General features: G+C 67.6%; 13 protein-coding genes. 7 read left to right on the forward strand and 6 right to left on the reverse strand.

Going from position 1 to position 14,879, the window contains the following annotated elements:
* Positions 1-146: 146 nt before the first annotated feature.
* Entirely contained in the window at positions 147-1,289 is a 1,143-nt protein-coding gene (gene manA / locus AB1K54_RS05710; RefSeq protein ID WP_371201755.1) for a mannose-6-phosphate isomerase, class I, read from the reverse strand.
* A gap of 43 nt (positions 1,290-1,332) precedes the next feature.
* On the opposite strand from manA, the gene AB1K54_RS05715 reads away from it, so the two are divergent.
* Genes AB1K54_RS05715 through AB1K54_RS05725 form a run of 3 tightly spaced genes read left to right on the forward strand, consistent with a single transcriptional unit; the run spans position 1,333 to position 5,114 of the window.
* Positions 1,333-2,736: an O-antigen ligase family protein gene (locus tag AB1K54_RS05715; protein ID WP_371201756.1), complete on the forward strand. Its 1,404-nt coding sequence runs from the start codon at positions 1,333-1,335 to the stop codon at positions 2,734-2,736.
* The gene (locus AB1K54_RS05720) at positions 2,733-4,061 is read left to right on the forward strand and encodes an O-antigen ligase family protein (protein WP_371201757.1); all 1,329 of its coding nucleotides are present in this window, start codon (positions 2,733-2,735) and stop codon (positions 4,059-4,061) included. Before AB1K54_RS05715 ends, AB1K54_RS05720 begins: the two co-directional genes overlap by 4 nt.
* Before the next feature lie 54 nt (positions 4,062-4,115).
* Positions 4,116-5,114 (forward strand): glycosyltransferase family 2 protein, encoded by a 999-nt coding sequence (locus tag AB1K54_RS05725; protein WP_371201758.1) that lies wholly within the window; start codon positions 4,116-4,118, stop codon positions 5,112-5,114.
* Between the two features lie 93 nt (positions 5,115-5,207).
* On the opposite strand, the gene AB1K54_RS05730 is transcribed toward AB1K54_RS05725, so the two are convergent.
* The 4 genes from AB1K54_RS05730 to lhgO all read right to left on the reverse strand — a co-directional run bounded on the left by AB1K54_RS05730 (position 5,208) and on the right by lhgO (position 9,304).
* On the reverse strand, positions 5,208-6,443 hold the full coding sequence (locus AB1K54_RS05730) for a glycosyltransferase family 4 protein (protein ID WP_371201759.1): 1,236 nt from the start codon (positions 6,441-6,443) through the stop codon (positions 5,208-5,210).
* Between the two features lie 98 nt (positions 6,444-6,541).
* Positions 6,542-7,288, reverse strand: coding sequence for an ABC transporter ATP-binding protein (locus tag AB1K54_RS05735; protein WP_371201760.1), 747 nt, complete (start codon positions 7,286-7,288; stop codon positions 6,542-6,544).
* The gene (locus tag AB1K54_RS05740) at positions 7,288-8,094 is read right to left on the reverse strand and encodes an ABC transporter permease (protein WP_371201761.1); all 807 of its coding nucleotides are present in this window, start codon (positions 8,092-8,094) and stop codon (positions 7,288-7,290) included. The genes AB1K54_RS05735 and AB1K54_RS05740 overlap by 1 nt, the downstream gene beginning before the upstream one ends.
* 10 nt (positions 8,095-8,104) lie before the next feature.
* On the reverse strand, positions 8,105-9,304 hold the full coding sequence (gene lhgO, locus AB1K54_RS05745) for an L-2-hydroxyglutarate oxidase (RefSeq protein WP_371201762.1): 1,200 nt from the start codon (positions 9,302-9,304) through the stop codon (positions 8,105-8,107).
* A gap of 266 nt (positions 9,305-9,570) precedes the next feature.
* Between lhgO and AB1K54_RS05750 the strand changes: the two genes are divergently transcribed.
* From AB1K54_RS05750 to AB1K54_RS05765, 4 genes are all read left to right on the forward strand, one after another.
* Positions 9,571-10,770, forward strand: a complete 1,200-nt coding sequence (locus AB1K54_RS05750; RefSeq protein ID WP_371201763.1) for a nucleotide sugar dehydrogenase — start codon at positions 9,571-9,573, stop codon at positions 10,768-10,770.
* A complete protein-coding gene (locus AB1K54_RS05755; RefSeq protein ID WP_371201764.1) occupies positions 10,767-11,528 on the forward strand; it encodes a glycosyltransferase family 2 protein in 762 nt (253 codons plus the stop codon). The genes AB1K54_RS05750 and AB1K54_RS05755 overlap by 4 nt, the downstream gene beginning before the upstream one ends.
* Complete coding sequence (locus AB1K54_RS05760; protein WP_371201765.1) at positions 11,528-12,556, forward strand: NAD-dependent epimerase/dehydratase family protein; 1,029 nt, start codon at positions 11,528-11,530, stop codon at positions 12,554-12,556. The genes AB1K54_RS05755 and AB1K54_RS05760 overlap by 1 nt, the downstream gene beginning before the upstream one ends.
* Before the next feature lie 85 nt (positions 12,557-12,641).
* Positions 12,642-13,184: a GtrA family protein gene (locus AB1K54_RS05765; protein WP_371201766.1), complete on the forward strand. Its 543-nt coding sequence runs from the start codon at positions 12,642-12,644 to the stop codon at positions 13,182-13,184.
* A gap of 13 nt (positions 13,185-13,197) precedes the next feature.
* Here the strand turns inward: AB1K54_RS05765 and AB1K54_RS05770 are convergent, their stop codons facing one another.
* Entirely contained in the window at positions 13,198-14,826 is a 1,629-nt protein-coding gene (locus tag AB1K54_RS05770) for a hypothetical protein (protein WP_371201767.1), read from the reverse strand.
* Positions 14,827-14,879: the final 53 nt, after the last annotated feature.

Here is a 14,879-nt window from a genome sequence, read left to right on the forward strand (position 1 = left end):
CTGATCCCCCCGGCACGCGGTCCGCGTGATGAAGTAATTACACCGGTGTAGTTCGAAACGGTCAAGTCGGGTATCGTAAAGCCTCAACCCCCGCGTTAACCTTCATGACGCGCCGACGGCGTGTCACGATTCCAGAACGGCGCGGGTCATCGGCCGGGCTCGGCGACGAAGACCTCGCCCTCGCCGGTCAGCGAGATCCGGGCCGCGCCGGCCGCGAACCCGGCCTTCCCGGGCGTGAGGGCGACCACGTCGCCCGGGGTCCCCTCCGAGACCGACACCGAGCCCGACACGGCCAGCACGATCGCCGCACCGTCGAGCGGCACCGACACCGGCTCACCATCGACCTGCACGCGCAGCAGCGCGAAGTCGGGGACGGGCGGGGCGTACCGGTCGACGTTCGCCGCGACCTGCTCCGGCACGAGCAGGGGCGGCGGGGCCGGGTCGCCGTCGACCACCTCGAGCAGGCCCGCGACATCGACGTGCTTCGGGGTGAGCCCGCCGCGCACGACGTTGTCGCTCGCGGCCATGATCTCGACGCCCAGGCCCTCGACGTAGGCGTGCAGCACCCCGGCGTCGACGAACAGCGCCTCGCCGCGCCGCAGCGTCACGAGGTTCATCAGGAGCGCCACCACCAGCCCCGGGTCATGCGGGAACGCGCCGCCGAATCGCCGCAGCAGCGACAGCTCCGCCGCGAACTCGTCGGAGCGGGCCTCGAGCGCCTCGGAGATCACGCCGTCGACCTCGGCGGCCGCCTGGCCCGAGAGCAGCCACGCGATCACGTCGCGCGGGGTCGAGGCATCCAGCCGATCCGCCACCGCCGTGCCCGCCTCGCCCAGCCCGCGCAGCAGGCGCCCGGTCGCACCGAGTTCGCGCAGCCCCGCGAGCGCGACGAACGTATCGCTCACCGCGACGATGAGCTCGGGCTTGTGGTTGTCGTCGCGGTAGGTGCGGTGCGCCGCGTCCCGCGGAATGCCGGCGGCCTCTTCGCGCGCGTACCCGGCGACGGCCTGCGCCTTCGACGGGTGGGCCTGGATCGAGAGGGGGGATGCCGCGGCCAGCAGCTTCAGCAGATACGGCAGCCGCACCGGCGCACCGACGGCGGCGCCCTCCTCGGTGAGCCACCGGTCCAGCGTGCGACCGTCGGGAAGGCGGGCGGGGCTGCCCGGGTGATCGCCGAACCACACCTCGGCCTCGGGGGACCGGGTCGGCTCGCGCCCCTCGAGCCCGGCGATGAGCGACGTGGAGCCCCAGGCGTAGTCGCGGGGAAGGTTCGTGATCGGCACCAGCACGGGACCAGCCTAGGCGTGATGCGCGCGGTAGCCTGAGATCGCGATGGCCATCCACACGAAGCACCCGGTGTCAGCCCCGCCGGGAGCCCCGGTCCGCGAGAAGACGGCACACATGCTCCTGCGGGGCTGGTGCATCTTCGTGCTCTTCATGGCCCTGTCGGGCACCGCGTGGATCAACGCGTTCGGCACGACGGCGACGACGGTGATCACCATCGCGGGGGGCGTGCTGTCGGCGGGGCTGTGGTTCGCCGTGAAGCCGCCGGTGCAGTGGCGGCGCCTGCCGTGGTTCGTCGTGGCCTACGTCGCGTGGGCGGCGCTGTCGATCACCTGGTCGGCGTGGCCCGCTGTGTCGGCCTTCACGTGGCTGCTGCTGGCGATCACGTCGCTGCAGGGCCTGTTCGTGGGGGCCGTCCTGACCTGGCGAGAGGTCGTGAAGGCCCTCGCCTCGGCGCTCAAGTGGGTCATGGCACTGTCGCTCGCCTTCGAGCTGTGGGTGTCGCTGTTCGTCGGCGGGCCCATCCTGCCGGGGTTCGTCATCCCCGAAGAGCCCGCGGCCGACCCCATCCTGTACTGGTCGCGCGACAACCTGCTCGACGGCGGGCGGATCCAGGGCATCATGGGCAACGCGAACCTGCTCGGTCCCGTGGCCCTCCTCGCGATCATCGTCTTCGCCATCCGGATCGCCGCGCGCGCCCCGCGCCGCGCGATCCTGTGGATCTGGATCGCCGTGTCGGCGTACCTGCTGGTGCGCGCAGCCTCGGCGACGGCGTATCTCGCCGCAGCGGCCGTGGTCGTGGTGCTCGTGACGATCCTCCTCATGCGCACCACCCGCAGACCCGGCGAGCGCACGAAGTACTACGTCGCCTACGCTCTGGTCGCCGTCGGGGCGGGGCTTGCGCTGCTGCTGCTGCGCGAGAAGATCCTCGACGCACTCGGGCGCAGCGCCGACCTCACCGGCCGCGAGGACATCTGGTCCGCCGTCCTGCAGCGGGCGGCGCAGCGCCCCTTCGCCGGATGGGGCTTCGCCACGCCCTGGGTCACCACCGACCCCGCCTTCGACGGCTGGATCATCGACCACGGTGTGAGTGTGATGCAGGCCCACAACATGTGGATCGACGTGCTCATGCAGCTCGGAGTCGTGGGCCTCGGCATCCTCATCCTCCTGTATGCCGCCTTCACGTGGCGGGCGTGGTTCTTCGCCGTCGACCGTCCTCGGTGGGACCTTCGCGCCGATCGCCCGTACTCGCCCCTCACGCTGCTTCCTTCGCTCGTGATCACGATCCTGCTCGTGCAGGGCGTGGCCGAGTCCGGTCCGCTCCTGGTGTGGGGATGGATGCTGGTGGCGCTGTTCGGGGGCAAGATCAAGCAGTCCCCGCACGTCGGGGCAGGACCGGCCGAACGGACGCTCGCGATCGAGCGGGGCGATCTGACGAAGCGGATGCCGTGACCGAGGCCACCCGCCGTGGGTCGCCCGGCTGGCTCGGGGCGCTGCTGGGCTCGGCCGAGTTCGCGCGCGCCTACACGATCGCCGTGCTCGGCACGGTGTTCGCCGCCTATCTCATCGAGCACCTCGCCGGCCGCGTCACCTACGCCACGATCGTGACCACCCTGTGCGCGACCGGGGTCGGAGTGCTCATCAGCCGGCGCCGGGAGATCTCGCTGCTGCGCCTCGTGCCGATCTCGCTCATCGTGCTCGTCGGCTGGATGCTCGCGAGCGTGTTCTGGGCGTCGGATTCCGGCCAGTCGTTCTGGAGCTGGGTCTACACCGCGGCGATCGCACTGCTGGCCGTCGTCATCGGGCATGTCCGCGACACGCTGCAGACCGCTCGCGCGCTCGGCGACGTGCTGCGCGTGCTGCTGTCGGCGTCGCTCGCGGTCGAGGTGCTGTCGGGGATCCTCCTCGACATCCCCTTCCGCTTCATCGGCGTGCAGGGCAGGATCGCCGAGTTCGGACCCATCCAGGGCATCTTCGGCACACGCAACGCCCTCGGGTTCGTCGCGGTCCTGGCGCTCATCACGTTCCTCGTCGAGCACCGCACGCAGTCGGTGCGGCCCGGGGTGTCGCTGTTGTCCGTCGTGCTCGCGGGCCTGCTGGCCGTGCTCAGCGACTCCCCCACCGTGCTCGTGCTGGCGGCGACCGTCGGGCTCGCCGCCGCCGTGCTGGCGCTCGTGCGCCACACCTCCCCCGCCCGCCGCTCGGCGCTGCAGTGGACGATCGGCTCGGTCGTCGTGGCCGGCCTCGTCGTCGTCTACTCCGCGCGGGCGCCCCTTATCCGGCTCCTCGGCGCGCAGGACGACCTGGCGCTGCGCACCGAGCTGTGGAGCGACCTGATCGGGTACGTGCGCTTCCATCCCGTGCAGGGGTGGGGATGGTACGGACCGTGGGCGACGGACGAGTTCCCCTTCAACAGCGTCAACTACTGGCTCCATCAGAACCACGCCAGCGCCCTCAACGCCTACGTCGACGTGCTGATCCAGCTCGGCTGGGTCGGTCTCGTGCTGTTCGTCACGTTCGCCGCCGCCGCGCTCGTGCGGTCATGGCTCGACGCCAGTGAGCGCCGTTCGATCGTCTACGCGTGGACGCCGCTCATCCTGGTGGCGCTCCTGGCGGACTCGCTCTTCGAGAGCTTCACGCTTTCGGGCCTCGGCTGGCTGATGCTCGTGGTGTGCGCGGTGCGCGCGGGCCAGTCCCGATCGTGGCGCGGGCGCCTGCGCGACGGGCCGGGCGGCGAAGAGCCCGACGTCTTGGAGGAGCTGCCCCACGAGCGGTGACGAACCCGCCTGCTGGTGGGAACGGTTGGGCGCGGCAGGTAGGATTCTCAGGTCATGTCTGCCCTCGCCGAATCCGCCGCGTCCGTCTCCGCCCCCGCCTTCGTTCCGGCGACCGCCACCATCGCGATCGTGACGTACAACCGATCGGGGCTGCTGACGCGCCTGCTCGAGAGCATCGAGCGGATGGACCCCAAGCCCGGCCACGTCGTGATCATCGACAACGCGTCGGTCGACGACACCACCGAGGTCGTCGAGGGCTTCCGCGAGCGCCTGGCTCCGATCGAGCTGGTCTACCGCCGGCTCGAGACCAACACCGGCGGCTCGGGCGGCTTCAGCGAGGGTATGCGGGTGGCCTACGAGCTCGGCTCCGAGTGGATCTGGCTCATGGACGACGACGTCGAGGTCATTCCCGACGGCCTCGCGAAGATGGGCAAGTGGGCCCCGCGCTTCCAGAGCATCCAGGGCCGCCGCTACGACTACGACGGCAGCGAGTTCTACTGGCAGTACCGCGTGTCCGAGCCCCTCGGCATCCCGATCCCGTTCGCTCCCGCCGGCTTCGACGAGTCCGGGTACAAGCCGATGAACTCGGGATGCTTCGAGGGCATGTTCATCAACCGCGACGTCGTTAGGCAGATCGGCCTTCCCGACCCGCGCTTCTTCATCTACTGGGACGACCAGATGTACGGCTGGCTTGCCTCCCGCAAGACGCAGTCGGTCATCGTGAACGAGTTCGTGCTGCGGCGCACGCGCGAGATCAAGCAGTGGGACATGGGCATCCGCCACATGAACGCGTCGAGCAACGCGTACCGCTACTACATCATGCGAAACCGCGCCCACATCAAGCGCTACTACCGCTCGCTGGGCGTCTACAACCCGGTGCTGTTCGGTCTCGGCACGGCGCTCACGTTCGGCAAGGAGCTCATCCGCCTCGCGTTCGTCGAGCGCACCGTGCGCGGCACGTCGAACCTGTTCCGGGGCCTGCGCGACGGGCGCAAGATCGCGAAGGATGCCTCGTGGCAGCCGATGCCGCCGCTGGAGAGTGCGGCAGGCTGACGCGGTCGAATCCGGGCTTCCACCCGGGGAGTTCGAGGATCACGGCGAAGATCTTCAGCAGGGCACTTTCATTCGTGCATTCGGGCGTATGACCTACCCGGGGATCCCTCGGGAACCGCCCCGTCCATCCGCCATCTCCGCGAGAACCTCCAGGTGACGCTGGGCGACGCGCTCGATCGTGAAGTGCTCTTCGATCAGTCGCTGCGCGTTGGCCGAAACCTGCTCGCGCGCTGCAGCCGGGTCCTCGAGCACCCGCATCAGCACACCTGCGAGAGCGCTCGGGTCCGCCCGCGGATCAGTGCTGCTGATAGGGGGCGTGATGAACAGCTCACGTCCGTCTGCGATGCGGAAGTCGAGGAAGTTGTCCTCCTCGATGGCCGCGATGACCGGCACGCCGACGGCGAGCGCCTCGAGGCTCGCCGTCCCGAAGCCCAAGCCTTCCAGCTCATGCACCTCGACGTCTGCCGCGGCAAGGTAATCGGGGATCCGCGCCTGCGGAATGGCCCCCGTGGTGATGAGTGCGTGTTCGACCCCCAGATCCTTCGCGATATGGAGGAACTCGTCGTGATACACGCCGCCGATGACGATGACAGCGAGGTCGGGGAATCTCTCGAGCACGAGCGGCAATGCGCGTACGAGCGCGATTCGACTGCGTTGAGGGATCACATGGCCGATCGAGACGACGACCCGGCGACCCTCCAGACCGTGTTCGGCGATGACGTCCGCAGGATCGCCGCCGCGCATGACATCGGGGGCGACGCCCACCGGGATCGCCACCTTGCCGGTGATGGCTCTGCGGTACCTGCGGTCGATGTAGCGGTCCATCAGGATGTCCATGACGACCAGCTTCGGCCGGTGGATGCGCATTGTGGGGACCACGACCATCAGATCGGCCATCGCGTAGACGAAGTCGTTGAACCGGCTGAGGGGCGTTTCGAGCCGAGTGTGGATGCTGAGCAGCGTGGGAACCCTGCGCTTGCGCGCCCACCATCCCGACAGCCAGGTCAGGTCGAAGAACTGGCCGTGCTGGTGGATCACATCCGGCGCGAACTCATCGAGCACGGCGAACACACGGCGCTTCGCCGAAGGCGAGATCGTGAATCCGATGTCGAAATTGGCTGACAGGCGGCTCTTGGGCAGCGTCCATGCGGGGATCCGCACGATGCGCACTCCGTCTCGCACCTCTTCGCGAGGGGCGTCGCCGTATGTCGCGGTGATCACGAGAATGTCGTGGCCGGCTTCGGCGTACCTGTGCGCGAGATGCTGGGAAAGATGGGCCGACCCACCGGGACGCGGCGGGTAGAAGTTGTTTACTACTGCGATTCTCATTGCTTGGCCGATCGGCGACGTGGACGGCGCTCTCGGCGCAACCTCTCCAGCCTAACAACCGTGCATCCACCACCCGGACGCCAGCGGTCGGGCGCGCCTCAGCCCGTCGGGTAGTCGGCGTTGTAGCGGTCGAGCACCTCGCCGATCGGGGCATCCATCGCCAGCCGGTGCTTGTCGAGATACAGGCCCCGCGTGCAGAAGCGGCGCAGGTCGCGCTCGCTGTGCGAGACGAAGAAGAGCGTGCGGCCCTCGGCGAGCAGTTCGTCGATGCGCCGGTAGCACTTCTCTCGGAAAGCCTTGTCGCCCACCGCGAGCACCTCGTCGACGAGGAGGATGGGCTCTTCGAGCTGCGAGACGACCGAGAACGCCAGACGCACCTTCATGCCGTTGGACAGGTGCTTGTAGGGGGTGTCGATGAACTCGGCGAGCTCGGCGAAGTCGATGATCCCGTCGAAGCGGCGCGCGACCTCGGCCTTCGACATCCCGTGCAGTCCCGCCGCGAGGCGCACGTTCTCGCGCACCGTGAGATCGCCGACGAAGCCGCCTGTGATCTCGATGAGCGGCGCGACGCCGCCGTTGACCGACACCGTGCCTTCGTCGGCCAGGAGCACTCCGGCGACGAGCTTGAGGAGCGTCGACTTGCCCTGCCCGTTGCGTCCCACCACGCCGATCGACTCGCCGGGCTTCACATCGAAGCTGACGTCGCGCAGCGCCCAGAACTCCCCGGGCTTGGAGCGGCGCGACGAGTCCGAGAAGAGGTCCTTGATGCTGCGGCGACCGCGGCGGTTGCGGCGGAAGCGCACGCCGAGATCCCGCACCTCGATCGCCGGACCGGATGCCGTCATCACAGTTCCTTCAGCATGGGACGCTCCAGCCGCCGGAACACGAAGACGCCCAGCGCGAGGAAGAGAAACGACAGGACCGCGCCGATGCCGATGGCCCAGGCATCCCATTCCGCAGCGAACAAGCCGACGCGGTAAAGGGCGAAGATGCCCGAGAGCGGATTGAACGCCGCGACGGTATCGAACGGCACGGGGAGGTCTTCGACGCCGTAGATGACCGGGGAGGCGTAGAAGAGCGCGCGCAGGATGAGCTTCGTGGTGCGCTCGAGGTCGTTCCACAGCACGCACAGCGGTGCGACGAGCAGCCCCAGCCCGACGAGCAGCACCGCCTGCAGCACGACGGCGACGGGCAGCCACAGCAGGCCCCAGTTCAGCTGCGCGGGGAACGTGGTGAACTGCGAGATCACGACGAACAGCGCGAGCACGGGCAGCGAGCAGAGGAACTCGATCCCCTTGCTCAGCACGATGCGGTTGACCCAGATCGAGCGCGGGATCGCCGTGGATCGCACCAGCCGCGCGTCCTTGTTGAACGCACGCGTGAAGTCCGACACCGAGGAGTTGAACCACACCCACGGCAGGAGCGCCGTGATGAGGAACACGATGTACGGTTCGTGGCCGACAGTGCGCTGGAAGACCTGCGTGAAGACGAACCAGTAGATGGCGCTCATGACCAGCGGATCGAGGATCGACCACAGGTAGCCGAGCGCGCTCGTGGAGTAGCGCACCTTCAGGTCGCGCGCCGACAGCAGCCACAGGGAGTGGAGGTAGCGCCGGGCGGATCCGGGTGCGCCGACGGCTGCGGTGGTCACGCGATCGATCTTAGGCGGCGGCCTTCGATAGGTAGTGCTCGAGCACGTACTCGGCGATGGCGATGGAGCTCGTCGCGGCCGGAGAGGGGGCGTTGCGCAACACGGTGACAGGGCCGACCTGATCCACGGCGAAGTCGTCCAGAAGCTCCCCTGCGCGGCCCCACGCCTGCGCTCGGACGCCGGCGGCGGACTTGTGCGTGAGGTCGGAGCTCTTGAGCTCGGGAATGAACCGGCGCGCCTTGCGGTAATACAGCGGCTTGATCAGCGAGGCGGAGATCTCGTCGACGCCCATGCGCCAGTGCTGCTTGGCGAGCGGCCATGCGCCCGGCCACCGCAGCGACTCCCACGTGTCCTTCACCGACCACTGCAGCCAGTCGTATCCTTCGCGGGCGAGCGCTGGCACGGCGTTCGGGCCGACGTGCACGTTGTCGTACACGCCGCGCGTGAAATGTACGCCGAGGAACGGGAATCGCGGGTCGGGAACCGGGTAGATCATCCCGTTCACCAGACCGGTGCGCTCCGGCGCGAGCTCCCAGTACTCGCCGCGGAACGGCAGGATCTTCGGCGACGCATCCGCACCGATCAGCTTCGCGACCACGTCGGACTGCAGCCCCGCGCACACGATCACCCGATCCACCACGTCCTGCGACACCGGGGTGGACACCCGCACCCGGCCGCTCTCCAGCCGCAGCCCGGTGACCTCATGGCCGAGGCGGATCTGCCCGCCTGCGGCACGCACGTCCTGGGCCATCGCCTCGGTGATCGACGCGTAGTCCACCACCGCGGTGTGCGGCGAGTGCACCGCGGCGATCCCGGCCACGTGCGGCTCGATCTCCCGCAGCCGCGCGACATCATCGATGCGGGCCAGGTCCGGCACCCCGTTCAGGGTCGAGCGGCGCTCGATCTCAGCCAGCGCGTCCAGCTCGGTCTCGTCGACGGCGACGACGAGCTTGCCGACCTCGCGATACGGCAGCCCCTTCGCCTCGCAGAACTGGCGGATCGACACGCGGCCCGCCGCGCACAGCGTCGCCTTCAACGACCCCGGCTTGTAGTACAGCCCGGCATGCACGACGCCCGAGTTGTGCCCAGTCTGATGCTGCGACAGCCGTGTCTCCTTCTCGAACACCACCACTTCGGCACCCCGCGACGACAACGCCCGCGCGAGCGCAACGCCCACGATCCCGCCACCGACGATCCCGATCTTCGCCATCAGTGCATGCACTCCTCATCCCTCGAGCCGGACGCGCATTCCGCGAGCAGGCGGTGCCGCATCGAACGCGTCGTGCGCGTCGTCCCGGCCTGGGCCCTCGGCGCCTCCGATCAGCCTAGAGCGCGCCGACTGGAGACCACGCGCACCCCCGACGGCACTGAGCAGGGCTGGTGGACTGTGCCGAGCGGTCTGAGTGGACATTGCGGCCGTCATCGGGTGGATATCCTTACCGAGTCGGCTCCGGCGACTCAATGAAACGGTGGACAATGAGCTTTGAGAACGATGTCGTCGTCGTCGGCGGCGGCGGTCATGTCGGCCTGCCTCTGGCGATCGCGCTGGCCAGCCGCGGAAGGCGCACCGTCGTGTACGACGTTGCCGAGGTGGCGGTCGCGCGCATCCGCGAGGCGAAGATGCCCTTCATCGAGCCAGGCGCCGACGATGTCCTGGCACGTGTGGTCGCGCAGGGCTTGCTCACCGCGTCAACCGATCCCGCGGTGGTCGCCACGGCCGAGAATGTCGTCGTCGTGATCGGAACGCCCGTCGACGAACACCTCAACCCCGACCCGAACGCGATCCCCCGTGCGCTCGCCACGTGCGCACCCTTCTTCCGCGACGGTCAGCTGCTCGCCTTGCGCAGCACGATCTACCCCGGTGTGACGGCTCTGGTTCGCGACATGGTCGCCGAAATGGGCATCCGAATGGATGTCGCATTCTGCCCGGAGCGGATCGCGGAGCATCGCGCGATGACCGAGCTGTTCGAGCTGCCGCAGATCGTGTCCGCCTATACGCCGGAAGGCCTTGCCCGAGCCGGAGCCCTGTTCGGCGCCCTCACCGACTCGATCGTGGAGCTGACTCCCGAGGAGGCGGAGCTCGCCAAGCTGTTCACCAACACCTGGCGCTACATCAAATTCGCCGCGGTGAACCAGTTCTACATGATGGCGAACTCCAAGGGCGTGGATTTCGAGCGCGTGCGCGCCGGCCTCACCAAGGACTACCCGCGTGCTCAGGACATGCCCGGGCCGGGATTCGCCGCCGGCCCGTGCCTGTTCAAGGACACGATGCAGCTCGCCGCGTTCAGCGACAACACCTTCCAGCTCGGCCACTCCGCGATGCTCGTGAACGAGGGCCTCCCGCTGTACATCGCCAGTCAGCTCGAGCAGTCGTACGACCTTTCGGACAAGACCGTCGGCATCCTCGGTATGGCGTTCAAGGCAGGCTCGGACGACATCCGTTCCAGCCTCTCGTACAAGCTTCAGCGCGTGTTGCGATTCAAAGCGCGCGAGGTGCTCGGCACCGACCCGCATGTGCCTGCGGAGGTGGACGCGTCTCTGGTTCCGCTCGAAGAGGTTCTCGAACGCGCCGACATCCTCATCGTGGCCACGCCGCACAACGAGTACCGCGATATCAAGACGGACAAGCCGGTTGCGGACGTCTGGAATCTGCTGGGGAACGGTGTGCTGATTTGACCCGCACCGAACCTCGCGTCTCGATCGTCGTCCCCGCCTACAACGAGGGCGATGCGATCACGCCATTCCTCGAGCGCGTGACGAAGACCGTGACGATCCCCTTCGAGCTGCTGGTGGTCGTCGACACGCCCGAAGACACGACGATCCCGGTCGTCGCCGAGGCCGCCAAGAGCGACCCTCGCATCCGCAGCGTGATCAACACCCACGGCCGCGGTCCCGCCCAGGCGATCCGCTACGGATTCGACGTGGCCTCTGCGCCCACAGTTGTGGTCACCATGGCGGACGGCAGCGACGATCCCCGTCAGATCGACCCGCTGACCGAACTGGTCGAGCGAGGCGTGGTGGTCGCGGCGGGCAGCCGCTACATGGCCGGCGGGCAGCAGATCGGCGGCCCGCGCCTGAAGCGCTTCTTGTCGCGCCTGGCGGGACGATCGCTGCACACGTTCGCAAGCATCGGCACACGCGATGCCACCAACTCGTTCAAGGCCTACAACGCCGAATTCGTCCGTGCGGTGACCATCCAGTCGCGCGACGGGTTCGAGATCGGCCTGGAGCTGACCGCGAAGGCTCGCCGCGCGCGCAAGCCCGTCGCCGAACTGCCCACGATCTGGCTGGACAGGACCGAAGGCGCCTCGAACTTCCAATTGCAGAAGTGGATCCCGAAGTATCTGCGTTGGTACTTCTTCGCCTTCGGGCCTCCGCTGCCCATCGACGAGATCAAGCAAGCCGCACAAGCCGGCTCGAAGGGAAACAAGTAATGGAAAAGGTTCTCATCACCGGATCCGCGGGCTTCATCGGCGGCTACGTCGTGGAGGAGCTGCTGCGCCAGGGTTACCAGGTGGTCGGCGTCGACAACTACTCGAAGTACGGGCCCGTCAAGAAGTCCTATGACGACAACCCCAACTACGAGCTCGTCATCGCGGACGTCACCGACACGGCGCGCATGACCCAGCTGCTGATGGACTGCGACCACTTCATCGCCGGTGCGGCCCTCATCGGCGGAATCTCCTACTTCCACACCTACCAGTACGACCTCATCGCGGCCAACGAGCGCATCATCGCCTCGTCGTGCGACGCGGCGATCGCGGTCAAGAAGGCCGGCGGAAAGCTCAAGAAGGTCACGTACATGTCGTCCTCGATGGTGTTCGAGTCGACCGATCGCTGGCCGTCGAAGGAGGGCGACGAGCTGCTCGTGCCGCCGCCGCTGTCCTCGTACGGATTCCAGAAGCTGGCCGTCGAGTACTTCGCCCGTGCCGCAAAGGGTCAGTACGACGTCGACTACACGATCCTGCGCCCGTTCAACTGCGTCGGCATCGGGGAGTCGCGTGCGCTCGGCGACGTCGAGATCCACTCGGGCAACGTGCAGCTCGCCATGAGCCACGTCGTTCCCGACCTCGTGCAGAAAGTGCTCAAGGGCCAGGACCCGCTCCACATCCTCGGCGAAGGCAACCAGGTCCGCCACTACACCTACGGCGGCGACCTCGCGCGCGGCATCGTGCTCAGCCTGAACCACCCCGCGGCGCTGAACACCGACTTCAACATCTCGACGCCGGTCGGCCACACCGTTGTCGAGCTCGCCGAGGTCATCTGGCGCAAGATCAGGGGCGCCGACGCACCGCTGAACATCGTCAGCGACCCCGCGTTCGAGTATGACGTGCAGAAGCGTGTGCCCGACGTGACCAAGGCGAAGGACGTGCTCGGCTTCGAGGCGACCACCACGCTCGACGAGATGCTCGACGAGGTCATCCCGTGGATCGAGAACGCGATCGCCGAAGGCAACATCTGATCAGATGATCCGGCGCCGGGCGGATGCTCGGCGCCGGATCGTTCTCGGCCCGCCGCACCGAGGAAGAAGTCACATCACCATGCGTATGCCCGACACCACCGACATCCGCGAATTCTTCATTCGCAACATCCGCCGCGGTGGCATCTTCCTCGCGATCGGCGGCCTCGGGTTCGTGGTGGATGCTGTCGTCTACAACCTGCTCGTCTTCGGCGGCGGCGAAGGCCCACTCGCCTCTGCTCCGCTCGTCGCCAAGACGATCGCTGTGATCGCCGGTCTCGTCGTCACCTATCTGGGCAACCGCCTGCTGACCTACCGTGACCGCAAGGTCGCAGTCAGCTGGGGCCAGGTCCTGCGCTACGCCGTTGTGAACGTGCTGGCCATCGCGCTGCAGTTGGCCTGCCTGGGCTTCTCACGGTATGTGCTCGGACTCGACTCCGTCGTCGCCGACAACATCTCCGGCACACTCATCGGCCAGGCCCTGGCCACCGGATTCAGGTACATCATGTACACCCTCTGGGTGTTCCCGCATTCCCCGAGCGTGGATCCGATCACCTACATCGAAGAACACCACGAATCCCCGGAGCGTGCCGTGCCCGAGCATCCCGCAGACCGCGACGCGCGGGATTGATGCCGCTCCGCCCTCACTCCGTGAAGACGCAAAGCCCCTCGGTGTCGACGATGGACAGCACGACATCCTGATCCAGACCGGTCAATCGACTCGCGCCGGACGGGACGCTGATCGGGACGTCGGCGTGGGCGTCGCCCTCCGTCGCGTGGACTGTGAGGGTGGCGCCCTCGGCGACATGGACGAGCTGCGTGTCGGGGTCATAGGCCACTGCGCCTCCCGCTCGAGGAGAGTCGCATCGGTTCAGATCCGGGGCGGGGACATCCACTGCCTCCGCCGTGAGGTCGAAGACCATCCTCACCGCCAGGAGGTCGTCAGGCGTGAACGCGACGGGTTCGAACTGTCCGCGATCCAAGAACGCGCAGATATCCGCCATCGTGAGCGTCGGAGCCATGACCGGTGACGGCACACGACCGGCCAGTGACTGGTCGTCGCACCCTCCCAGCTCGATCGCAGCGGACATCGCGCGCGGAACGGTCCGCTCGGCCGCGCTCTGCGCGCGTGCGATCGTCACGAAGCCGCCGGCGTTGTACGCGAAGAGGACGACCAGCAGTGCCGCAGCGATCGCCGTCAAGGTGCGCGACCGTCGGGCGGCAACACCGAGCGCAGCCACGCCCGCCGGTGTCAGCAGAAGTCCGTACACGTAGGCGTATCGCCCGACCGACGCCGCCGGAATCCCCAGCCCGACACGCGAGAAGGCGGTGAGAATCGCGAACAGCACCAGCGCAAGGACCAGGTAGTGCGCCACGCTCGCGCTGCGCAAGCCGGTACGTCGCAGGTCGAAGACAATCCAGACGATCAGCAGCACCAGCAGCACGGCCGAGACCACGCCGAGGGCCGGCGACGCCGCGAACGGCAGAAAGGACCGCACACTGTCGAGAAAGCCGTGCACAACGAATTCCGGTACGCCGAAGAACACCTCCGACGGCGTATCGGCTCGCCAGTTGTCCCAGATCGCCGGCGCACGGTTGAAGATCAGATACCACGCTCCGTACACGATGGCAGAGGCCAGCGCCGGGACCAGCGCGAGGCGCCAGCCGTGATGAACCAGGATGTAGAGCACCACGACTGCGATCATGGGCAGCGCCGTCCCCGAGAATCCGAGACTCACCACCAGCATGACGCTCACCCACACGAGAGCCCACCGGCTCATCGCCGGGCGCATCACGATGAGCAGCGCAGCCAGCCCGAGAGCGAGCGGCGTCATGAACCCGACCTGAAAGGCCCACAGGACGTTGTCGGCTCCGGGGGCGAGCACTCCGAACACCATCGCACCGAGGAGCGCGAGAAGGGGCAGGGCACTCGAACGCATCATCACCCGCCACAGCAGATGGATGATCAGCAGGTGCACCGCGATGGCGGGCAGCAGATAGGGCCAATAGCTGTGCAGACCGAACACGTACTTCGTGATCGTCGTGAGCAGTTGAGGGACCAGACTCAGGTGTCCGACGTGCGTCGTCAAGAGGTTCCACTCCGAGCGCTCGGCCAGGAAGTCCCACTCGTCGTAATAGAAGTACTGGCCCCTGGCCGCGACGATGATCAGCGCCGCGGTGACGAGGAGACTGACCAGGTGGGCGATGAGCCAGCCGCGAGCAAGAGCGCCGGGGGTGCGGTCCACCTCCGGCGCAGAGCCGACTGAACTCATCTGCACCCACCCTCGACTCACGAAGAACGTCTTCGAGCCTAGGCTGTGCGACG

Source organism: Microbacterium sp. BWT-B31 (assembly GCF_041379855.1).
Taxonomy (GTDB): domain Bacteria; phylum Actinomycetota; class Actinomycetes; order Actinomycetales; family Microbacteriaceae; genus Microbacterium.

Excerpts from the sequence above, each read along its gene's own strand:
- AB1K54_RS05715 (WP_371201756.1), top strand. The coding sequence starts at position 1,333 with ATGGCCATCCACACGAAGCACCCGGTGTCAGCCCCGCCGGGAGCCCCG.
- AB1K54_RS05725 (WP_371201758.1), top strand. The coding sequence starts at position 4,116 with ATGTCTGCCCTCGCCGAATCCGCCGCGTCCGTCTCCGCCCCCGCCTTC.
- AB1K54_RS05730 (WP_371201759.1), bottom strand. The coding sequence starts at position 6,443 with ATGAGAATCGCAGTAGTAAACAACTTCTACCCGCCGCGTCCCGGTGGG.
- AB1K54_RS05735 (WP_371201760.1), bottom strand. The coding sequence starts at position 7,288 with ATGACGGCATCCGGTCCGGCGATCGAGGTGCGGGATCTCGGCGTGCGC.
- lhgO (WP_371201762.1), bottom strand. The coding sequence starts at position 9,304 with ATGGCGAAGATCGGGATCGTCGGTGGCGGGATCGTGGGCGTTGCGCTC.
- AB1K54_RS05750 (WP_371201763.1), top strand. The coding sequence starts at position 9,571 with ATGAGCTTTGAGAACGATGTCGTCGTCGTCGGCGGCGGCGGTCATGTC.
- AB1K54_RS05760 (WP_371201765.1), top strand. The coding sequence starts at position 11,528 with ATGGAAAAGGTTCTCATCACCGGATCCGCGGGCTTCATCGGCGGCTAC.
- AB1K54_RS05765 (WP_371201766.1), top strand. The coding sequence starts at position 12,642 with ATGCCCGACACCACCGACATCCGCGAATTCTTCATTCGCAACATCCGC.
- AB1K54_RS05770 (WP_371201767.1), bottom strand. The coding sequence starts at position 14,826 with ATGAGTTCAGTCGGCTCTGCGCCGGAGGTGGACCGCACCCCCGGCGCT.